Annotated in this window: 19 protein-coding genes; 10 read left to right on the forward strand and 9 right to left on the reverse strand. The window is 47.0% G+C overall.

The genetic code is table 11. From position 1 onward, the window contains the following. Positions 1-52 precede the first annotated feature (52 nt). The 5 genes from chbC (at position 53) to chbG (ending at position 4,888) form a co-directional block, all read left to right on the forward strand. Positions 53-1,411: a PTS N,N'-diacetylchitobiose transporter subunit IIC gene (gene chbC, locus BGE37_RS08370; RefSeq protein WP_000073041.1), complete on the forward strand. Its 1,359-nt coding sequence runs from the start codon at positions 53-55 to the stop codon at positions 1,409-1,411. Between the two features lie 50 nt (positions 1,412-1,461). Then, positions 1,462-1,812, forward strand: coding sequence for a PTS N,N'-diacetylchitobiose transporter subunit IIA (chbA, locus tag BGE37_RS08375; protein ID WP_000968919.1), 351 nt, complete (start codon positions 1,462-1,464; stop codon positions 1,810-1,812). 7 nt (positions 1,813-1,819) lie between these two features. Next, the gene (chbR, locus tag BGE37_RS08380) at positions 1,820-2,662 is read left to right on the forward strand and encodes a transcriptional regulator ChbR (RefSeq protein ID WP_000983653.1); all 843 of its coding nucleotides are present in this window, start codon (positions 1,820-1,822) and stop codon (positions 2,660-2,662) included. A 102-nt stretch (positions 2,663-2,764) separates the two neighbouring features. After that, entirely contained in the window at positions 2,765-4,117 is a 1,353-nt protein-coding gene (gene celF, locus BGE37_RS08385) for a 6-phospho-beta-glucosidase (RefSeq protein WP_105287935.1), read from the forward strand. A 12-nt stretch (positions 4,118-4,129) separates the two neighbouring features. Beyond that, positions 4,130-4,888 (forward strand): chitin disaccharide deacetylase, encoded by a 759-nt coding sequence (gene chbG / locus BGE37_RS08390; protein ID WP_032184358.1) that lies wholly within the window; start codon positions 4,130-4,132, stop codon positions 4,886-4,888. A gap of 46 nt (positions 4,889-4,934) precedes the next feature. On the opposite strand, the gene katE is transcribed toward chbG, so the two are convergent. Further along, positions 4,935-7,196: a catalase HPII gene (gene katE, locus BGE37_RS08395; RefSeq protein WP_105287936.1), complete on the reverse strand. Its 2,262-nt coding sequence runs from the start codon at positions 7,194-7,196 to the stop codon at positions 4,935-4,937. Positions 7,197-7,378: 182 nt separating this feature from the next. Between katE and cedA the strand changes: the two genes are divergently transcribed. Continuing rightward, positions 7,379-7,642 carry a cell division activator CedA gene (gene cedA / locus BGE37_RS08400; protein ID WP_001241561.1) on the forward strand — a complete coding sequence of 88 codons (264 nt, stop codon included), beginning with the start codon at positions 7,379-7,381 and terminating at the stop codon, positions 7,640-7,642. Positions 7,643-7,929: 287 nt separating this feature from the next. After that, positions 7,930-8,733, forward strand: a complete 804-nt coding sequence (locus BGE37_RS08405) for a hypothetical protein (RefSeq protein WP_105282128.1) — start codon at positions 7,930-7,932, stop codon at positions 8,731-8,733. A 3-nt stretch (positions 8,734-8,736) separates the two neighbouring features. Here the strand turns inward: BGE37_RS08405 and tcyP are convergent, their stop codons facing one another. The 3 genes from tcyP to hxpB form a co-directional block, all read right to left on the reverse strand. After that, the gene (gene tcyP, locus BGE37_RS08410) at positions 8,737-10,128 is read right to left on the reverse strand and encodes a cystine/sulfocysteine:cation symporter (RefSeq protein WP_001010714.1); all 1,392 of its coding nucleotides are present in this window, start codon (positions 10,126-10,128) and stop codon (positions 8,737-8,739) included. A 132-nt stretch (positions 10,129-10,260) separates the two neighbouring features. Next, complete coding sequence (locus BGE37_RS08415; protein WP_001295408.1) at positions 10,261-10,851, reverse strand: metal-dependent hydrolase; 591 nt, start codon at positions 10,849-10,851, stop codon at positions 10,261-10,263. Between the two features lie 162 nt (positions 10,852-11,013). Continuing rightward, on the reverse strand, positions 11,014-11,682 hold the full coding sequence (gene hxpB / locus BGE37_RS08420) for a hexitol phosphatase HxpB (RefSeq protein WP_000106834.1): 669 nt from the start codon (positions 11,680-11,682) through the stop codon (positions 11,014-11,016). 146 nt (positions 11,683-11,828) lie between these two features. Here hxpB and BGE37_RS08425 point away from each other — a divergent pair, with 146 nt between their 5' ends. Next, on the forward strand, positions 11,829-12,365 hold the full coding sequence (locus BGE37_RS08425) for a YniB family protein (protein ID WP_000222172.1): 537 nt from the start codon (positions 11,829-11,831) through the stop codon (positions 12,363-12,365). Between the two features lie 40 nt (positions 12,366-12,405). On the opposite strand, the gene BGE37_RS08430 is transcribed toward BGE37_RS08425, so the two are convergent. The 3 genes from BGE37_RS08430 to pfkB all read right to left on the reverse strand — a co-directional run bounded on the left by BGE37_RS08430 (position 12,406) and on the right by pfkB (position 14,692). Then, positions 12,406-13,266 carry a fructosamine kinase family protein gene (locus BGE37_RS08430; RefSeq protein ID WP_105287937.1) on the reverse strand — a complete coding sequence of 287 codons (861 nt, stop codon included), beginning with the start codon at positions 13,264-13,266 and terminating at the stop codon, positions 12,406-12,408. A gap of 105 nt (positions 13,267-13,371) precedes the next feature. Continuing rightward, positions 13,372-13,662 (reverse strand): type V toxin-antitoxin system endoribonuclease antitoxin GhoS, encoded by a 291-nt coding sequence (gene ghoS / locus BGE37_RS08435; RefSeq protein ID WP_000146149.1) that lies wholly within the window; start codon positions 13,660-13,662, stop codon positions 13,372-13,374. Between the two features lie 100 nt (positions 13,663-13,762). Continuing rightward, positions 13,763-14,692: a 6-phosphofructokinase II gene (pfkB, locus tag BGE37_RS08440; RefSeq protein ID WP_105276966.1), complete on the reverse strand. Its 930-nt coding sequence runs from the start codon at positions 14,690-14,692 to the stop codon at positions 13,763-13,765. 286 nt (positions 14,693-14,978) lie between these two features. On the opposite strand from pfkB, the gene BGE37_RS08445 reads away from it, so the two are divergent. Next, a complete protein-coding gene (locus BGE37_RS08445; RefSeq protein WP_105276967.1) occupies positions 14,979-15,737 on the forward strand; it encodes a DUF481 domain-containing protein in 759 nt (252 codons plus the stop codon). 52 nt (positions 15,738-15,789) lie between these two features. Here BGE37_RS08445 and yniD read toward each other — a convergent pair whose 3' ends face one another. Together yniD and espL1 are read right to left on the reverse strand one after the other, a co-directional pair. Continuing rightward, complete coding sequence (yniD, locus tag BGE37_RS08450) at positions 15,790-15,897, reverse strand: small membrane protein YniD (RefSeq protein WP_001142445.1); 108 nt, start codon at positions 15,895-15,897, stop codon at positions 15,790-15,792. 162 nt (positions 15,898-16,059) lie between these two features. Continuing rightward, the gene (gene espL1, locus BGE37_RS08455) at positions 16,060-17,958 is read right to left on the reverse strand and encodes a type III secretion system effector EspL1 (RefSeq protein WP_105287938.1); all 1,899 of its coding nucleotides are present in this window, start codon (positions 17,956-17,958) and stop codon (positions 16,060-16,062) included. Positions 17,959-18,478: 520 nt separating this feature from the next. On the opposite strand from espL1, the gene thrS reads away from it, so the two are divergent. Then, entirely contained in the window at positions 18,479-20,407 is a 1,929-nt protein-coding gene (gene thrS, locus BGE37_RS08460; RefSeq protein WP_001144202.1) for a threonine--tRNA ligase, read from the forward strand. Position 20,408 lies beyond the last annotated feature (1 nt).

Genomic DNA, 20,408 nt, shown 5'->3' on the forward strand with positions numbered 1-20,408 from the left:
TCATAAATCAATACCGCAATATTTAAATTGCGGTTTTTAAGGGTATTTTTCTATGAGTAATGTTATTGCATCGCTTGAAAAGGTACTCCTCCCTTTTGCAGTTAAAATAGGAAAGCAGCCACACGTTAATGCAATCAAAAATGGCTTTATTCGCTTAATGCCGTTAACCCTTGCGGGGGCCATGTTTGTATTAATTAACAACGTTTTTCTAAGCTTTGGGGAGGGGTCGTTTTTTTATTCCTTAGGTATTCGCCTGGATGCCTCAACCATTGAAACACTTAATGGTCTGAAAGGTATTGGCGGCAACGTATATAACGGAACATTAGGGATAATGTCTTTAATGGCACCGTTCTTTATTGGCATGGCACTGGCAGAAGAGCGTAAAGTCGATGCGCTGGCGGCTGGGTTGTTATCCGTTGCAGCATTTATGACCGTCACCCCATATAGTGTCGGTGAGGCCTATGCGGTTGGCGCAAACTGGTTAGGTGGGGCGAATATCATCTCCGGGATTATTATTGGCCTGGTGGTGGCAGAAATGTTTACCTTTATTGTCCGCCGTAATTGGGTCATTAAATTGCCCGACAGCGTACCTGCTTCAGTATCGCGTTCCTTTTCGGCATTAATTCCCGGCTTTATTATTCTTTCCGTGATGGGGATTATTGCCTGGGCGTTGAATACCTGGGGTACCAATTTCCATCAGATCATTATGGATACCATCTCAACCCCGCTGGCATCGTTGGGTAGCGTGGTGGGCTGGGCCTATGTGATCTTTGTTCCACTGCTCTGGTTCTTTGGTATTCACGGCGCGCTGGCGCTGACCGCACTGGACAACGGCATTATGACGCCGTGGGCGCTGGAAAATATCGCGACCTATCAGCAATATGGTTCCGTCGAAGCGGCGCTGGCAGCCGGTAAGACCTTCCATATCTGGGCCAAGCCGATGCTGGACTCCTTTATTTTCCTCGGTGGCAGTGGTGCGACGTTAGGTCTAATTCTGGCTATCTTTATCGCTTCTCGCCGTGCTGATTATCGTCAGGTGGCAAAACTGGCGCTGCCGTCCGGCATCTTCCAGATTAACGAACCGATTCTGTTTGGTCTGCCAATTATCATGAACCCGGTGATGTTTATTCCGTTTGTACTGGTACAACCGATTCTGGCGGCAATCACCCTCGCAGCGTACTACATGGGCATTATTCCTCCGGTGACCAATATTGCACCGTGGACCATGCCAACCGGTCTGGGAGCCTTCTTTAACACCAACGGTAGCGTCGCTGCATTGCTGGTCGCACTCTTCAACCTTGGTATCGCAACGTTAATTTATCTGCCCTTTGTTGTGGTGGCTAACAAAGCACAAAACGCGATTGATAAAGAAGAGAGTGAAGAAGATATTGCTAATGCCCTGAAATTTTAATCGATACCGGTACGGGTAACGCTGTACCGGGAATAAATGAGGAACGATATATGATGGATCTTGACAATATTCCTGATACGCAAACAGAAGCTGAAGAGCTGGAAGAAGTGGTGATGGGACTTATCATCAACTCCGGACAAGCGCGCAGCCTGGCGTATGCCGCACTGAAACAGGCGAAGCAGGGCGATTTTGCCGCAGCAAAAGCCATGATGGATCAGTCACGGATGGCATTGAATGAAGCGCATCTGGTACAGACGAAACTGATTGAAGGCGATGCGGGCGAAGGTAAGATGAAAGTGAGTCTGGTGCTGGTCCACGCTCAGGATCATTTAATGACGTCCATGCTTGCGCGTGAACTGATTACTGAATTAATTGAGCTTCATGAAAAACTGAAGGCATAAGGAGTCGATGATGCAGCCAGTGATTAACGCGCCGGAAATTGCCACTGCCCGAGAACAGCAGTTGTTTAATGGCAAAAACTTCCATGTGTTTATCTACAACAAAACTGAGAGTATCAGCGGACTGCATCAGCACGACTATTATGAATTTACTCTGGTATTAACCGGGCGTTATTTCCAGGAGATTAACGGTAAGCGCGTGTTACTGGAACGGGGCGATTTTGTTTTTATTCCGTTAGGTTCGCACCATCAAAGTTTTTATGAGTTTGGTGCCACGCGCATATTGAACGTTGGGATCAGTAAACGCTTTTTTGAGCAGCATTACCTGCCGTTGTTGCCTTATTGCTTTGTTGCTTCACAGGTATACCGGACCAATAATGCTTTTCTCACCTATGTGGAAACAGTGATTTCTTCATTGAATTTCCGTGAAACAGGGCTGGAAGAGTTTGTTGAGATGGTTACTTTTTATGTCATTAACCGTTTACGTCATTACCGCGAAGAACAGGTGATTGATGATGTACCGCAGTGGCTGAAAAGTACGGTAGAAAAGATGCATGATAAAGAGCAGTTTAGTGAATCGGCGCTGGAGAATATGGTGACGTTGTCAGCCAAATCACAGGAATATTTGACGCGAGCGACCCAACGATATTATGGCAAAACGCCAATGCAGATTATTAATGAAATCCGTATTAATTTTGCCAAAAAACAACTGGAAATGACTAACTATTCAGTGACAGACATTGCGTTTGAGGCCGGTTATAGTAGCCCGAGTTTGTTTATTAAAACGTTTAAGAAATTAACGTCCTTTACGCCTAAGAGCTATCGTAAGAAATTGACTGAATTTAATCAGTAAGTCGTTATACCTGACAATTAACATATCTGTCCTGTTGCTGGATTATTTATGTCCGGGGGCAGATATGCCAGATATCAGTATTCTGTACTGAAGGGAGAAATTATGAGCCAGAAATTAAAAGTCGTCACTATTGGTGGCGGGAGCAGCTATACCCCGGAGTTACTGGAAGGATTTATTAAGCGTTATCACGAATTACCTGTCAGCGAATTATGGCTGGTGGATGTTGAAGGTGGTAAAGCTAAACTTGATATTATTTTTGATCTCTGCCAACGGATGATTGATAACGCTGGCGTCCCGATGAAGCTTTATAAAACGCTGGATCGCCGCGAAGCATTGAAAGATGCTGATTTCGTTACTACCCAACTGCGCGTAGGCCAATTACCGGCGCGCGAACTGGATGAACGTATTCCATTAAGTCATGGTTATCTTGGTCAGGAAACTAACGGTGCGGGCGGTTTGTTTAAAGGTCTGCGTACCATTCCGGTGATTTTTGACATCGTAAAAGATGTCGAAGAACTTTGTCCGAATGCATGGGTGATTAACTTTACTAACCCGGCGGGAATGGTCACTGAAGCCGTCTATCGTCATACCGGATTTAAACGCTTTATCGGCGTGTGTAATATTCCGATCGGCATGAAGATGTTTATTCGCGATGTTCTGACTCTGAAAGACAGCGATGATTTATCTATCGATTTGTTCGGCCTCAACCATATGGTGTTCATTAAGGATGTGCTGGTAAATGGCAAATCACGCTTTTCCGAATTGCTTGATGGTGTGGCATCCGGGCAGTTAAAAGCATCTGGCGTTAAAAATATTTTCGATCTGCCATTTAGCGAAGGCTTAATTCGTTCTCTGAATCTGTTGCCGTGTTCTTATTTGCTTTATTACTTCAAGCAAAAAGAGATGCTGGCTATTGAAATGGGCGAATACTACAAAGGCGGCGCACGTGCGCAGGTAGTACAGAAAGTCGAGAAACAACTTTTTGAGCTATATAAAAACCCGGAGTTGAATGTTAAGCCGAAAGAGCTGGAACAGCGCGGTGGGGCTTATTACTCTGATGCAGCGTGCGAAGTGATCAACGCTATCTACAACGACAAGCAAGCAGAACATTACGTTAATATCCCGCATCATGGGCATATTGATAATATTCCGGCAGACTGGGCGGTAGAAATGACCTGTACGCTGGGGCGCGATGGCGCGACGCCACATCCGCGCATTACGCATTTCGATGATAAAGTGATGGGGCTGATTCACACCATCAAAGGTTTCGAGATTGCTGCCAGCAACGCCGCACTTAGCGGGGAATTTAACGATGTGTTACTGGCGCTAAACCTTAGTCCGTTGGTGCATTCCGATCGCGATGCTGAGCTGCTGGCACGCGAGATGATTCTGGCGCACGAGAAATGGCTGCCAAATTTTGCCGACTGCATCGCAGAGCTTAAAAAAGCACATTAACCGAGGCTGATTATGGAACGCTTACTGATTGTTAATGCCGATGATTTTGGCTTAAGCAAAGGTCAGAACTACGGCATTATCGAGGCCTGTCGCAATGGGATTGTCACGTCGACGACGGCGCTGGTGAATGGGCAGGCTATTGACCATGCAGTGCAGTTGAGTCGTGATGAACCGAGTCTGGCCATAGGGATGCACTTTGTCCTTACTATGGGCAAGGCACTGACAGCTATGCCGGGGTTAACCCGCGATGGTGTGCTGGGAAAATGGATCTGGCAGTTGGCAGAAGAAGATGCTTTACCGCTGGAAGAAATTACTCAGGAGCTTGCCAGTCAGTATTTGCGTTTCATTGAGCTATTTGGACGCAAACCTACGCATCTTGATAGCCATCATCATGTGCATATGTTCCCGCAGATTTTCCCGATTGTTGCCAGGTTTGCGGCTGAAGAGGGGATAGCGTTGCGCATCGACCGTCAGCCGCTATCTAACGTTGGTGATTTACCGGCTAATCTGCGCAGTTCGCAGGGATTCAGTAGCGCGTTTTATGGTGAAGAGATTAGCGAGACACTGTTCCTGCAAGTGCTTGATGACTCCAGTCATCGCGGCGAGCGCTCTCTGGAAGTGATGTGCCACCCGGCGTTTATCGATAATACGATTCGCCAGAGTGCTTATTGCTTCCCTCGGTTAACGGAACTGGATGTGCTGACTTCAGCGTCGTTGAAATATGCGATTGCTGAGCGTGGTTATCGGTTGGGTAGTTATCTTGATGTGTAAGTAAGGTGGTAAGGTCACTCCCCAGGGGGCGTGACCTTATCCATATTTACGCCGGGATTTTGTCAATCTTAGGAATGCGTGACCACACGCGGTGTGCTGCCATCAGCGTTAACAGTTCATCCATAAAACTACCATCGGCGCTGTCAGCTTCCACCATCCCTTCTTCACCCTGGTCAGCGACCTTGATTGTTGCTTTAAACTTGCGCGCGTCTCCCGCCAGCGCAATCGGTTTAAGGTGTTTGTAGGCTTCCATCAGGTAGTAGTTGGCATCGCCGTTGTCAGCGATATCCGCGATATTGCCGCAAGGGACAATAACCGCATCGACCGTCAGCGAAGGCGCTCCGGCAAATGTAGCGGCTATAGGCAGCACCGTACCGTCATCCGCAGTCACTTCACCCATTCGGGAGTAGAGCAGTTTGGCATGAACGCCTTTGGCCTTCAGCGCCTTGAGAATGGTCAGAAGGTCTGCCGATCTCACTTCACCATTAAGCAAAATCGCTACCACGCGACCTTTTACATCACCGTCAGGAATGGCGTACAGACTTAAGGATGGATCCTTTTTCAGACCGTTGACGTCCGGAGGCGGGGTGATATTCAGCTGGTCGTCAGTCAGTTCGATACCGAGATTTTTCGCCACCGCCTGGGCCAGAGTGAGATCAATATGCGCCAGCTGGTCAACAACGCGCTCACGAATATACGGACGAACTACTTTGCTTAACTCAAAGCTGAAACCATCGACAATATGGCGCTGCTCGAATGGCGTCTGACTTAGCCAGAACAGGCGCGGATGGGAATAATATTCGCCAAACGATGGACTGCGCTCGCGAACTTTATTTCCTTCCATGCGTTCCTGGTATGATTCAAAACCGCCACGTTTCGGCCCTGGCGGTGTTTCGCGCGGCCAGTTATCGTTGATCGAGTTCGGTTCGTAATTCGCCGGGTTAGTGTCGATCCCCATACGATGCATGCCGTCACGCTGGAAATTATGGTAAGGGCAGGTCGGGCGGTTAATCGGAATCTCATGGAAATTTGGTCCGCCAAGACGACTGATTTGTGTATCGGTATAAGAGAACAAACGCCCCTGCAACAGCGGATCGTTGGTGAAATCCAGACCGGGGACAATATGCCCAGGATGGAAAGCCGCCTGTTCGTTTTCGGCAAAGAAGTTATCCGGATTACGATTAAGCACCATTTTGCCAACACGCTGAACGGGCACCAGTTCTTCCGGGATAAGTTTAGTTGGATCAAGAAGGTCGAAGTCGAACTTAAATTCATCTTCTTCAGGAATCAACTGGAAGCCCAGTTCGTATTCCGGGAAATCGCCTGCTTCGATGGCTTCCCACAACTCGCGGCGGTGGAAGTCCGGGTCACGTCCGGTTAGTTTTTGTGCTTCATCCCAAACCAGTGAGGCTTTACCGGCCAATGGTTTCCAGTGGAAACGTACGAACGTCGCTTTCCCTTCGGCATTAATCAGGCGGAAGGTGTGAATACCGAAGCCTTCCATGGTGCGATAGCTGCGCGGGATACCACGATCCGACATGGCCCACATCACGTTATGCAGAGTTTCAGGTTGCAGAGAAACATAATCCCAGAAAGTATCGTGGGCGCTTTGCCCTTGTGGAATTGCCCAGTGTGGTTCTGGTTTTACCGCATGAACAAAATCGGGGAATTTATGCGCATCCTGGATAAAGAAGATTGGCGTGTTATTGCCAACAAGGTCAAAAATACCCTCTTCGGTATAGAACTTGGTGGCAAAGCCACGGATATCACGCACGGTATCGGCAGAGCCAGCACCACCCTGAACGGTAGAGAAACGTACAAATACTGGGGTGATTTTGTTCGGATCTGAGAGGAAATCCGCTTTGGTAATATCGCTTAAGCTTTTATATGGCTGGAAATAACCGTGAGCGGCTGATCCGCGTGCATGAACAATACGTTCCGGGATGCGCTCATGGTCAAAGTGAGTGATTTTCTCGCGCAGAATAAAATCTTCCAGCAGTGTTGGGCCACGGCTACCGGCGCGTAGGGAGTTTTGATCATCGGCGATGCGTACACCCTGGTTGGTGGTCAGTGCATAATTTTCACTGCCTTTACGCACGTCCTCCAGGGAGTTCAGCTTTTCATTACGTGTATCAGGGGCTTTCAGACTCCCTGGCGCGGTTGGCTGCGCTCCCGGTGGCGTCGGTTCAGCCGCTGGACGATGGGAACCGTCCTCAGGTGCCAGTGAGTCCATCCCCGGTTTCGCTTCGCTGGAATCGTGTAGTGGTGACTGGTGCTGATGTGGGTTCTTTTCGTTATGTTGCGACATTGAACTCGTCTCCTTAATGTATTACTGAAAGGGCCGCTGTTTTGGTCAAAAAACTCTCTAACTATAGACCACCAGCCAGATCCCGCTTCGGAGACTATTCTGGAAACGGTGTTATGAAATACACGCAAAGCGGGACGTACAGGGGCTAAATCGGCTAAACTACAGTTTTTCTGATTTTTAATATGCGTTTAGTGAAGCCAGTAATGAAGAAACCGCTCCGTCAGCAAAACCGCCAGATTATTAGCTATGTCCCACGCACGGAACCCGCGCCGCCAGAACATGCGATAAAGATGGATTCGTTTCGTGATGTCTGGATGCTGCGTGGCAAATATGTTGCGTTTGTACTGATGGGAGAGTCATTTCTGCGCTCACCGGCGTTTACTGTGCCTGAATCCGCCCAGCGTTGGGCAAATCAGATCCGCCAGGAAGGGGAAGTGACTGAGTAAGGATTACGTACCTCCCGGTTTTGCCGGGTGGTACATGGCCTGAAATTCTGTATTTCGATGCTACATTCATTCAAATCACCTGTAACAAAAAGCTGCCTTTGACGATCTATTGCTATAAATAAGTGATCTTTTTTCTTTAATTGTTTATTTATTTTATAATAGTTAAGTTTAGCTAATCAGAATGAGCTATTTTTGATAGTTCATCCTGTGGCGTTGCCATTAAACTTATATTGTAAATTGCTTAGATTCAAATGAGATAATAATTTTGTTGAAATATGAGGTGGGAGATGTTTTCTACAAACTTAATACAGAGTGATTATGGTAATTTAAATATTAAAAACCTTGCCTTCGACTCTTTTAAAGAAAGGCTGCAGTCTACCATGACAGCACTCACTTTCTTTATATCAACGGGTCAATGTGCCTGCGATGAAATAGCAGAATCAAACTTCAATTATATGATTACCTATATGTCTAACATTAACTATGATGCCTCAAAGCCAGGAGCGCCAGCACTTAGTTTTGATACATATCTGCAGGACAATGTTAAATATAGAGTGATAATTAATAATCTTTATGGTAGTGAAATTAGGATAAGAGGTATTAATGAGAATTTTGTTGGGATGGATTTTACCTGTGAATTCCGACCAGAAAAAATGACCAATTTGATCAATATAAAAAACAGGTTGGTTATTCAGTATTTAAGAACGATATACTATGAACAAAATTATATACATCCTGTTGGGAGCATTTTTGCTGCGATTCAAAAAAATGAGAGTCTCCTAAAGTTTCCTTCGGTAATATCAATGCTTAATGTCAATCTTCTTTTTAATCCACTGAATCTTCCGGGAATGGGAAGTGGTGTGCTTGAAGAGATTATGAGTATTTCAGATAGTTCACTTAGAAAACGTCTTGGGTATGAGGTTTTAAGTTTCTCACTACAAGCACATTCATTGAGTCAGGAATGTATTGATAAGTTAGCCATTTTTTTCGCTGACGATCTGTTTAAATATGAGTCAGTATGCATCGCCGCGATGGAACATTTAAAAAGTAAGGCAACGGCCCCTATACAAAACGGACCGTTGCCAGCATAAGAATTAACGGTGTGCCAGTTCGGCGTCGTCTTCGCTATCCAGAATGGCTTTATCGGTTTGCTTCAGCCACTGGCTGGTCAGCGTGCCAGCGGTCATCGAGCCACTAACGTTTAGCGCCGTACGGCCCATGTCGATAAGCGGTTCAACGGAGATTAACAATGCCACCAGCGTTACAGGCAGGCCCATCGCAGGCAGCACAATCAGTGCGGCGAAAGTTGCGCCACCACCGACACCGGCAACGCCTGCGGAACTAACGGTAACAATACCGACCAGCGTCGCAATCCACATCGGGTCCAGCGGGTTAATGCCAACCGTAGGCGCAACCATCACCGCCAGCATTGCCGGATACAAACCGGCACAGCCGTTCTGACCAATGGTCGCACCGAAAGAGGCGGCGAAACTGGCGATAGATTCAGGTACACCCAGACGACGCGTTTGTGCTTCCACATTAAGCGGGATAGACGCAGCACTGGAACGGCTGGTAAAGGCAAACGTCAGTACTGGCCATACCTTACGGAAGTACTTCAGCGGGCTCACGCCATTAATGCCCAGCAGAAGGCCATGCACTGCAAACATAATCAGAAGACCGAGGTAGGACGCGACAACGAAACTACCCAGTTTGATGATGTCTTGCAGGTTAGAACCTGCAACCACTTTGGTCATCAGCGCCAGAACGCCGTAAGGGGTCAGCTGCATGACCAGGCGAACCAGTTTCATCACCCAGCTTTGCAGGGTATCGATAGCGGTTAAGACGCGTTCACCTTTCGGCGCATCATCCTTCAGCAGCTTCAGCGCAGCTACGCCGAGGAATGCGGCAAAAATTACCACGCTGATAATTGACGTCGGATTGGCTCCGGTCAGATCGGCAAACGGGTTTTTCGGGATAAAGGACAAGACCAGCTGCGGAACGCTCAGGTCAGAGACTTTACCAACATAGTTACTTTCGATGGCGTTCAAACGTGCAGTTTCTGCACCACCCTGAACCAGACCTTCAGCCGTCAAACCAAACAGGTTGGTGACCAGCACACCGACCAGCGCCGCAATCAGCGTGGTAAACAAAAGCGTTCCGATGGTCAGAAAACTGATTTTGCCTAACTGTGATGCGTTATGCAGACGGGCAACCGCGCTCAGAATAGAGGCGAAGACTAACGGCATAACGATCATTTGCAGCAGTTGAACATAGCCGTTACCAACGATGTTAAACCACTGTACAGAATCTTTAAGTACCTGGCTGTCAGAACCATAAATGGTATGCAGGGCGAGGCCAAAAACCACACCCATCACCAGACCCACCAGCACTTTTTTCGCCAGACTCCACTGTTTATGGCGGGTCTGAGCCAGCGCAAACAGCAGTACAACGAACACCACGATGTTCGCAATTAATGGAAAGTTCATCCCCGTTCTCCTGATCTTATTATTTCTATCACTGCGTAGCAGTCATAGTGTTGGCGCAAGATTAACAGAACTGTGAGCTGGCTCTTATATTCAAATGGAATTGCTTATTCCAGAAAGGCGATTTTTGCCTTTTTAGTATTCAACCTGATGCTTAATAAGCCGATGAAACTGGATCTGCAAGGTATTGATCATTTGCGATGACCAACGAACAGCGCTGTTTTCGGGTAATGAATGGGGCATCCATACCGACCAGACAAATAATGCCATGCAGATAAAACGTTCCAGTTGGTTGCCCTTTTGGGGAACCAGGATAGGCAAGCGGAAACGCCAGCGGCATGGCCAGAGCAGGGGAACACCGGCGGGTGTCAGCATATCGGCAAGTATGTGGCTCAAATAACCCAGCACCATGCCCTGCAACGCATCAGCCGGAATGAACCAGCTTTCAGGAACCTTAAGGTAAAAGGTTGCCAGCAGCGCAAATACCGCCAGCAGACTGTGGGTAAAACCACGATGCCCAAAAGCGCGGGCGATCGGTTTTGATATCCACTTTAATCGCTGCCCAAGAAACGACTTTGGGTGATCGATGTCCGGTAACAAACACGTCAGGATTGCGGAAGGGACAATATGCCACCAGTCACCCTGTGCCAGCACGGGCGTCAGCTCGGCATTTTTGGCAAATACCGCACAAGCAATAGAAAAGAGAAGGTGACCTTCCGCCGTCATGATAAAACTCACTAAACTGTCGATACGTACAGTATAGGATTTTTATACAGTGCACGGAAGTAGTGACGGTGTAACTCTTTCTCTTAAATTGACGATTAATCCGCCAGTTGAATGCAAATTCAGATAAAGAACCAGGGGCAGCGTGATAACTGCCCTTGGTTATTAACCGAGAAGGTCTTTTGCGGTGAGTTCTGTCAGCGATGAGAGTTTGACGTTTGCTAATACAAAACGTGGATCATTTTGCGCTTCTGGCGCAGGAACGACGATGGAACGCATGCGGGCTGCTTTAGAGGCGATCATGCCATTTACCGAATCTTCCAGCGCTACGCAGGTCAGTGGGTCAACGCCCAGTTTTGCTGCGCAGTCGAGATATACTTGCGGATGCGGCTTGCTGTAAGGCAATTTTTCAGCCGAGGCGAGGGCATCGAAACTGTCGCGTAAGTCAAACATGGTCAACACTTTTTCCAGCATATGTAGTGGTGACGCGGAGGCCAGTCCCACCAATAAACCTTGTTCTTTGCATAACGCAACGGCTTCACGCACGCCTGGCAATAATGGGCGTGTCTCTTCAACCAGTGAAATGGCACGAGCAATAACCCGTTCAACCACCTCCTGACGGCTCGGCCCATTCCACGGTTGCCGGGCGTACCATAGATCGACCACCATATCGATGCGTAAACCTAAGGTGTCCGGCAGCTCGTTACGACGGGAGATATCCACCCCCAGGCTTGCCATCACATCCAGTTCGGCCCGATCCCATAAAGGTTCTGAGTCGATAAGTAATCCATCCATATCAAAAATTGCAGCAAGAATCTGACGCGGGGTTGACATTACAACCTCTCCTTTAGAGCATTATGTGTAAGGTATTAAGCCGTGCTTATGATTAAGCGCCTATCATATCGCCTTTAAAGAATGGGCGAAAACAGATATCTACAGGTAAACTAAGTGAAACGACGCGTCTTAATCAAGGAGAACTCATGACGTATCAACAAGCTGGACGCATTGCTGTTTTGAAAAGGATTTTAGGTTGGGTGATTTTTATACCTGCATTGATCTCTACATTGATTTCTTTGCTGAAATTTATGAATACCCGGCAGGAAAACCAGGAAGGCATTAATGCGGTCATGCTCGACTTTACTCATGTCATGATCGATATGATGCAGGCGAATACGCCTTTTTTGAATCTGTTCTGGTATAACTCCCCGACCCCCAATTTTAATGGTGGCGTGAACGTTATGTTCTGGGTGATTTTCATCCTGATTTTTGTCGGACTGGCGTTGCAGGATTCCGGTGCCCGGATGAGTCGCCAGGCGCGCTTCTTGCGGGAAGGTGTTGAAGATCAACTCATTCTGGAAAAAGCCAAAGGGGAAGAGGGGCTAACGCGTGAACAAATTGAGTCACGTATTGTTGTGCCGCACCATACTATTTTCCTGCAGTTTTTCTCGCTGTATATCCTGCCGGTTATTTGTATTGCTGCAGGTTATGTGTTCTTTTCCCTGCTGGGGTTTATTTAATCAAAAGGCCGCACGGAGCGGCCATTATCCTCACCCCATATTATGCTGCTAATAATCTATCCAGTGACTGCTGAGCAATAACCAAATGCTGACCGCCAAATAACCTTGCACGATTTAACAGCGTGTAGAGTTGGTAAACCGGTTGACGTTCAAGGAAATCGGCAGGTAGCGGGGATACTGACTGATAGCCGTCATAGATTTGTGGCGGCTGTTCAGTATGCAGCGGTAACATCGCCAGGTCGCACTCTCGGTCACCCCAGTAGCAGGCCGGGTCGAAAATGTACGGGCCATCCGGACCCAGCGCACAGTTGCCGGACCATAAATCGCCGTGCAACAGAGAAGGCTGCGGTTGATGCGAGGCCAGACGCTGCTGAATATGCTCGACGATGGCATCGATATTGCCGAAAGCGATCCCTTTTTCTGCCGCCAGTTCCAGCTGCCAGCCAATCCGTTGTTCAGCAAAAAAAGTTGACCAGCGACGTTGCCAGGTGTTGGGCTGGGGAGTTGTGGAGAGCGCGTTATCGAAATCGAGGCCAAATTGCGGTTGGTCGCTCCATTGATGTAAACGCGCAATTTGCTGACCAAGAATAAATGCGCTATGCGCATCCAGCGGGCGAGGTGGGAGATAATCCATCACCAGAAAACTGTAGTCACGGTCAGCGCCAACTGCCCAAACCTTAGGCACGGTGACGGTTTTACTACGCGACAGTAACTCCAGTTGGTCGGCTTCGGCGGTAAAACCGGGAAGCAGTTCCCTTTCATCACATTTGACGAAAAAGTCACGTCCTGCATAGCGCAAATGCCATGCGGCATGGACTTCTCCGCCAGGCAGTTCATTACGCAGTTCGATTTCGCATTCACCTAACTGCTCGCTCAAAAGACGACTGATTGCCTGCCACATGATGTCTCTCCCATGTTGTCTGCCAGATCATAAGGTTAGCGCAAGAATGCGGTGTAAAAACACGAGCTAACGCACACCACAGACTGATTATTGCCCAAAAACCATTTATTTTCTGTTGCTATTCCATTCCTCCCAGGTCGTGATGGTGATTTCAGGATCTTTGCCGGTTGCACTTTGGGTAAGCCCCGAAACCAGTTCTCTAATTTCTTCTTCACTTTGGGTACTGATAAGTCCAAAAGTGTTAGTCCCCAGCTCATGGATATTTCCATCATCATCCGTCATGGTGAGCAAAAAACCGTCGCGAGTCAGGTAATTATTCAACTCGTTAATTTCAGTCAATGTATCCTCGTGCAACATGACGGTTATGACATAACGGACAAGATCGCCACTGGCCATAGTTCACCCCTTTGTTATCACATGACTTTTGAGCATAGTCGGAGAAACGCGTTGCCGACAGGTTGGTGGTGATTCCCCCAATGCAGGGGGAATGTTTCAGTTAGCGGGAAAGGTAAGCGTAAATTTTTTGTGTATCGTCATGGGAGCACAGGCGTGTTCCCTGATTGAGTGTGGCTGCACTCCCCGCAGCTACGCCAAAACGGACCATCTCTTCAAGAGAGGCATTTTCTGCCAGTTTCAGTGTCATCGCGCCGACCATGCTGTCACCAGCGCCAACGGTGCTCTGGCTTTTCACCGGTGGTGGCACAACCTGAATGCAGTTTTCACTATCAACGCCCAGCGCCCCTTGTGGACCCAGGGAAACGACAACTCGTTTGGCCTTGCCGCTATTAACGATTTCCTGCGCGGCTTTGCGGACATCGTCTGGCTGGGTGAGTTCGCGATTCACCAGCGCACTGAGTTCTTTTTGGTTAGGCTTAACCAACTCGATGTTACCAATCGCCAGTGCTGCACTTAACGCTTCGCCAGAACTGTCGACGATACAGCGGATCCCTTGGTTTTGCGCAGCGGAAATCAGTTGGGTTAATTTTTCTAGCTTCACACCTGGCGGCAGGCTTCCGCTTATGACCAGGATAGCACCGGATTCAATTTCCAGAACTTGCTCTTCAAGCTGGCGAAACTCATCTTCACTTAATGCCGCGCCTGGCATGACAAAACGATACTGCTCACCGCTTACTTCCACATGTACGTGTAAATTCTGTCGGGTCCAGTCTTTGGCTTCTACAGTAGCGACGGGGACATTTTCATCTGCCAACAGTGAAACCAGATGTTCGCCGGTCGCACCACCCGCCGGGAAGATCGCTGTGGCACTGCCTCCAAGATGGGCAATGGCGCGGGCGACGTTGATGCCGCCGCCTCCGGGTTCGAATACCGGTGCGGTACAGCGCAGCTTTCCTTCGGGATAAATTTGCGGGGTAATTGTTGCGCTATCGAGAGAGGGCGCAAGTGTCAACGTATAGATACGTACCATCATTTCCTCCTATAGGCTGATTTCAGTCTGGCACCGAATCAGCGGAAAGTGAAGAAATTAACAATATGATTTATTAGAGCTTTATTTAAAATTTTGCAGATAAATATATATAAATAAAAATCTGTTTTCGCCACATGCTTATTCAAAAAATGAAATAAGAATACATTGCTAAGTTATTCGCGCCTTTTTATAATTCGTTACCTTTCCAGGGACGCTAATCTTTGATCCTTAAGAAAGTTTCCGGGACCGCGAAGGTCTCTTTTTTTGTTGTACGGACTCTTGATAAATGAAGCTTTTGAAGACAGTTCCTGCCATCGTTATGTTGGCGGGGGGCATGTTTGCGTCACTGAATGCAGCTGCCGATGATTCCGTTTTTACTGTCATGGACGATCCTGCCAGCGCTAAAAAACCTTTCGAAGGTAATCTGAATGCAGGATATCTTGCACAATCAGGCAATACGAAAAGCTCCTCACTTACGGCTGACACTACCATGACCTGGTATGGACATACCACTGCCTGGTCGCTGTGGGGGAACGCCAGTAATACCTCTTCTAATGATGAGCGTTCTTCAGAAAAATATGCGGCGGGCGGGCGTAGCCGTTTTAATTTAACTGATTATGACTATTTATTTGGGCAGGCAAGCTGGCTGACAGACCGTTATAACGGCTATCGAGAGCGCGATGTGTTGACCGCGGGTTATGGTCGCCAGTTTTTGAATGGCCCGGTACACAGTTTCCGCTTTGAATTCGGTCCAGGTGTGCGTTACGACAAATATACCGACAATGCCAATGAAACCCAGCCGCTGGGTTATGCCTCCGGGGCTTATGCATGGCAGTTGACTGACAACGCTAAATTTACGCAGGGTGTTTCAGTCTTTGGCGCGGAAGACACAACGCTGAACTCTGAAAGCGCATTAAATGTTGCTATTAATGAACATTTTGGACTGAAGGTGGCTTACAACGTCACATGGAACTCTGAACCTCCAGAGTCTGCACCGGAACATACCGATCGTCGGACAACCTTATCGCTGGGCTACAGCATGTAACATTATCTGCCGGACCGTAGTATGCGGTCTGGCTGTTTTCGTTTGTCACTGCTCATCCCCAAATCATTGCTGCCCAACGTAGCAACAACATAGCGCCACAGATTGCCAGTAGCACCACCACCATCTTCCAGTGTTTTTTATCAAAGCGTTTAGTCGGCATACCAGTGTCCTGCATATCTCTTGTGCGTGATAACGGAGTGTAACAAAAGGGACAGGCAACAAGGGATTTTTTGCAATTGCAGCCGTTGGGTGGCGTTGTGCACCCGGTCACTGTTATTGAGTTTAAAGTATATGTATCAACATATACATCGTAAATATTTAGTTATAAATACGCCTGTAGTTCATCTGGACTAAAGCTCAGGCTTTGGCTGATTACATTTATAGCTGCATAATATGTTTCTACCGTTTTATAATGATTATGATGAATGGCTATATGAACAGCTGATATGTTGTCATAATTTTTAGCGGCCAACAGTGTGAATAACTGATGTTGACTAAAAGAATATTTTTTTGCAAAAGTACACAGCATCGATATATAAGATAGCACGACGTCTTCATTACCCTTGCTCATGGCGATGTATAAAGCAGGGGTTCCATGTGCTGTTGCGCCTTTTAATAAATCCATGATGTTAATTTTACTGAGGTTATATTTAAAGGCGATTTCATAAATTTTTGAGAGGAACCGTGTAACACACAAAGGGTGATTATTTTCCATTGCAGCGAATAATCCTGGTTCACCGTCGTGTATTTTCATTGCTAAAATATCCATTACCAGCTTTTTGTTTAAAAGCTCTTGTGCTATTGGAGTGGTTAATGCATTCAGAAAGATATCGATTATTTCATCGAATCCATACAACATGGAGATATAGAGTCCAGGTGTTTCGTTAGCACTTTTAGTTTGCAGTAATTTAACCAGGTTATCTTCATGAATGATATGATTGTATACCAGTGACTGAATTTCTTGCATAAATATTTTTACGTTGTCAGCATGTCCGTTCATCATAGCCAGAAATAAAGCAGGTGTACCAACGCTATTCTGCGCAGTTATTATTTCAATGATTTCTTTTTCAGGGAGTATGGGTAACTGTTTGAATAATGTAATAAGCTGTTGAGTCTGGCCTGTGGCCATTATTAACAACATTGCCGATGGATGTATAGGGGCAAATGGCATTCGTGATGCAATACCCGCGAAAATTGCCCCTGGAACTCCCTCAGGTAATAGAGGCAGAATAGCAATTGCACAGTTGCGAACATACATATCAGCCCAGGTCTGAGCATCGGGACCTGAACTGATGAACTTATCAAGCGAGAGAAAGCCCCGTGCTGTCCTGTGGGTGCCTCTGACAGCAACGTTGGTATCGTTCGGGTCGTAAACGGACACAACATAATTTAATTGTCCATACGCTGACTGCTTTATTCGTAGCCTTACTGACAAAGTATGATTGTCTATATATAAAATCGCGGACATATGACTGACATTGTTTGCCATCATCCGACAGAAGAAAATATCTAAAGCGAAGCCAAAATCCTTACTCGCGATAACGCGACTACCTGCAGGAGGATGGCGAAGTAATGCTCTGAACTCCGCGTCCCGGACAATAGGGACATGTTGCTGTATGGATTCAACGGAGGAGTAATGTTTAATCAGGTTGACTTTGCCTTTTCCATTTCCCAATGAATCAAGGGCGTATTGTAATGACAGATGGCGACAAAAAATAGCGTCAGAAGGAGATTGCAAAAAAAATGCACTACCATTGAGATTTACTGTTGGTTGTATAGTTTTTTCTCTATGGATGTTTTTTGACAGCTTCATGCAATGGTTACGTTTTTCGGCAGTTGACTGTTCCTGTTCAATATAATCCAGTATGCTTCGCAAATGGTTAGCTTTAATGGGCGTGGTTTCCAGAAGTAAGGAAATGATTTCTTTTTTATAGTGTAATGTAATGAGTATATTTTCTGCATGGATGGGGGAAGTGGCAAAGCTAATGATAAAAAGGGCAGTGGAATAACAATTTTGTGATATTTTTCGACAGCTTGCGGTAAATTCCTGAGTAACACAGTATGACAGCATCGAACTTAAATCAGAGCTATCAAGTAGGGTGATGAGCTGGCGCGCAAATTGATTAATAGGCTCTGCTGAAGGCGTTGGTATGTCGCTATCGATGTGCACTCTATGAGGAGACTTATAATGAGTTCTGATAATGATATCGTTTTCACTCATAATCTATTCGCCTTATATATGTCTGGAGGTTTTGAGTATGATGATTAATTATTATCGCCAGAACGAAATGTGCACGAAAAATTGCTATAAGAATTGTGTCACTTTTATCATTGCGATATGACCAGTTCGTCATTAATCTCATGATCGTTTAAATACCACCGCCAAATAGCGCAACGAACTTTGCTGGATTCAGTTTATCTGCGTAAATCCGCTCGCAGTAAACCTTTCAGACGCTGCGTGATGTTATCAGTGGTTCTTTAAGCGTTTTGCTGGTGTACTCACTACAAACGAATTGCGAATCGAATCAATGTGAAACGGAAAGGTACAATCTCCCTTTTTTTAGTGTTAACATCGTTCAACCGGGTGGAAGGTGAGAGGTTAATGTCTTTCATTTGTGTACCTGATTGCGAACCAATTTAGCATTTGTTGGCTAGATGGTTTCGCAATGAACTGTTAATAAACAAATTTTTCTTTGTATGTGATCTTTCGTGTGGGTCACCACTGCAAATAAGGATATAAAATGCCTGTTATAACTCTTCCTGATGGCAGCCAACGCCATTACGACCACGCTGTAAGCCCCATGGATGTTGCGCTGGACATTGGTCCAGGTCTGGCGAAAGCCTGTATCGCAGGGCGCGTTAATGGTGAACTGGTTGATGCTTGCGATCTGATTGAAAACGACGCACAACTGTCGATCATTACCGCCAAAGACGAAGAAGGTCTGGAGATCATTCGTCACTCCTGTGCGCACCTGTTAGGGCACGCGATTAAACAACTTTGGCCGCATACCAAAATGGCAATCGGCCCGGTTATTGACAACGGTTTTTATTACGACGTTGATCTTGACCGCACGTTAACCCAGGAAGATGTCGAAGCACTCGAGAAGCGGATGCATGAGCTTGCTGAGAAAAACTACGACGTCATTAAAAAGAAAGTCAGCTGGCACGAAGCGCGTGAAACTTTCGCCAACCGTGGGGAGAGCTACAAAGTCTCCATTCTTGACGAAAACATCGCCCATGATGACAAGCCAGGTCTGTACTTCCATGAAGAATATGTCGACATGTGCCGCGGTCCGCACGTACCGAACATGCGTTTCTGCCATCATTTCAAACTGATGAAAACGGCAGGGGCTTACTGGCGTGGCGACAGCAACAACAAAATGTTGCAACGTATTTACGGTACGGCGTGGGCAGACAAAAAAGCGCTAAACGCTTACCTGCAGCGCCTGGAAGAAGCCGCGAAACGCGACCACCGTAAAATCGGTAAACAGCTCGACCTGTACCATATGCAGGAAGAAGCGCCGGGTATGGTCTTCTGGCACAACGACGGTTGGACCATCTTCCGTGAACTGGAAGTGTTTGTTCGTTCTAAACTGAAAGAGTACCAGTATCAGGAAGTTAAAGGTCCGTTCATGATGGACCGTGTTCTGTGGGAAAAAACCGGTCACTGGGACAACTACAAAGATGCAATGTTCACCACGTCTTCTGAGAACCGTGAATACTGCATTAAGCCGATGAACTGCCCGGGTCACGTACAAATTTTCAACCAGGGGCTGAAGTCTTATCGCGATCTGCCGCTGCGTATGGCCGAGTTTGGTAGCTGCCACCGTAACGAGCCGTCAGGTTCGCTGCATGGCCTGATGCGTGTACGTGGTTTTACCCAGGATGACGCGCATATCTTCTGTACTGAAGAACAAATTCGCGATGAAGTTAACGGATGTATCCGTTTAGTCTATGATATGTACAGCACTTTTGGCTTCGAGAAGATCGTCGTCAAACTCTCCACTCGTCCTGAAAAACGTATTGGCAGCGACGAAATGTGGGATCGTGCTGAGGCGGACCTGGCAGTTGCGCTGGAAGAAAACAACATCCCGTTTGAATATCAACTGGGTGAAGGCGCTTTCTACGGTCCGAAAATTGAATTTACCCTGTATGACTGCCTCGATCGTGCATGGCAGTGCGGTACAGTACAGCTGGACTTCTCCTTGCCGTCTCGTCTGAGCGCCTCCTATGTGGGTGAAGACAACGAGCGTAAGGTACCGGTAATGATTCACCGCGCAATTCTGGGGTCGATGGAACGTTTCATCGGTATCCTGACCGAAGAATTCGCTGGTTTCTTCCCGACCTGGCTTGCGCCGGTTCAGGTTGTTATCATGAATATTACCGATTCACAGTCTGAATACGTTAACGAATTGACGCAAAAACTATCAAATGCGGGCATTCGTGTTAAAGCAGACTTGAGAAATGAGAAGATTGGCTTTAAAATCCGCGAGCACACTTTGCGTCGCGTCCCATATATGCTGGTCTGTGGTGATAAAGAGGTGGAATCAGGCAAAGTTGCCGTTCGCACCCGCCGTGGTAAAGACCTGGGAAGCATGGACGTAAATGAAGTGATCGAGAAGCTGCAACAAGAGATTCGCAGCCGCAGTCTTAAACAATTGGAGGAATAAG

The sequence above is a fragment of the Escherichia sp. MOD1-EC6300 genome (assembly GCF_002965045.1).
GTDB classification, from domain to species: Bacteria; Pseudomonadota; Gammaproteobacteria; order Enterobacterales; family Enterobacteriaceae; genus Escherichia; species Escherichia coli_F.

Bases quoted from the DNA above. Each gene is read 5' to 3' on its own strand.
- hxpB (WP_000106834.1), bottom strand. From the start codon at position 11,682: ATGTCAACCCCGCGTCAGATTCTTGCTGCAATTTTTGATATGGATGGA.
- tcyP (WP_001010714.1), bottom strand. From the start codon at position 10,128: ATGAACTTTCCATTAATTGCGAACATCGTGGTGTTCGTTGTACTGCTG.
- BGE37_RS08405 (WP_105282128.1), top strand. From the start codon at position 7,930: ATGTTTTCTACAAACTTAATACAGAGTGATTATGGTAATTTAAATATT.
- chbG (WP_032184358.1), top strand. From the start codon at position 4,130: ATGGAACGCTTACTGATTGTTAATGCCGATGATTTTGGCTTAAGCAAA.
- chbR (WP_000983653.1), top strand. From the start codon at position 1,820: ATGATGCAGCCAGTGATTAACGCGCCGGAAATTGCCACTGCCCGAGAA.
- ghoS (WP_000146149.1), bottom strand. From the start codon at position 13,662: ATGGCCAGTGGCGATCTTGTCCGTTATGTCATAACCGTCATGTTGCAC.
- chbA (WP_000968919.1), top strand. From the start codon at position 1,462: ATGATGGATCTTGACAATATTCCTGATACGCAAACAGAAGCTGAAGAG.
- BGE37_RS08430 (WP_105287937.1), bottom strand. From the start codon at position 13,266: ATGTGGCAGGCAATCAGTCGTCTTTTGAGCGAGCAGTTAGGTGAATGC.
- thrS (WP_001144202.1), top strand. From the start codon at position 18,479: ATGCCTGTTATAACTCTTCCTGATGGCAGCCAACGCCATTACGACCAC.
- BGE37_RS08415 (WP_001295408.1), bottom strand. From the start codon at position 10,851: ATGACGGCGGAAGGTCACCTTCTCTTTTCTATTGCTTGTGCGGTATTT.
- celF (WP_105287935.1), top strand. From the start codon at position 2,765: ATGAGCCAGAAATTAAAAGTCGTCACTATTGGTGGCGGGAGCAGCTAT.
- espL1 (WP_105287938.1), bottom strand. From the start codon at position 17,958: ATGAGTGAAAACGATATCATTATCAGAACTCATTATAAGTCTCCTCAT.
- pfkB (WP_105276966.1), bottom strand. From the start codon at position 14,692: ATGGTACGTATCTATACGTTGACACTTGCGCCCTCTCTCGATAGCGCA.
- katE (WP_105287936.1), bottom strand. From the start codon at position 7,196: ATGTCGCAACATAACGAAAAGAACCCACATCAGCACCAGTCACCACTA.
- yniD (WP_001142445.1), bottom strand. From the start codon at position 15,897: ATGCCGACTAAACGCTTTGATAAAAAACACTGGAAGATGGTGGTGGTG.
- cedA (WP_001241561.1), top strand. From the start codon at position 7,379: ATGCGTTTAGTGAAGCCAGTAATGAAGAAACCGCTCCGTCAGCAAAAC.
- chbC (WP_000073041.1), top strand. From the start codon at position 53: ATGAGTAATGTTATTGCATCGCTTGAAAAGGTACTCCTCCCTTTTGCA.
- BGE37_RS08445 (WP_105276967.1), top strand. From the start codon at position 14,979: ATGAAGCTTTTGAAGACAGTTCCTGCCATCGTTATGTTGGCGGGGGGC.
- BGE37_RS08425 (WP_000222172.1), top strand. From the start codon at position 11,829: ATGACGTATCAACAAGCTGGACGCATTGCTGTTTTGAAAAGGATTTTA.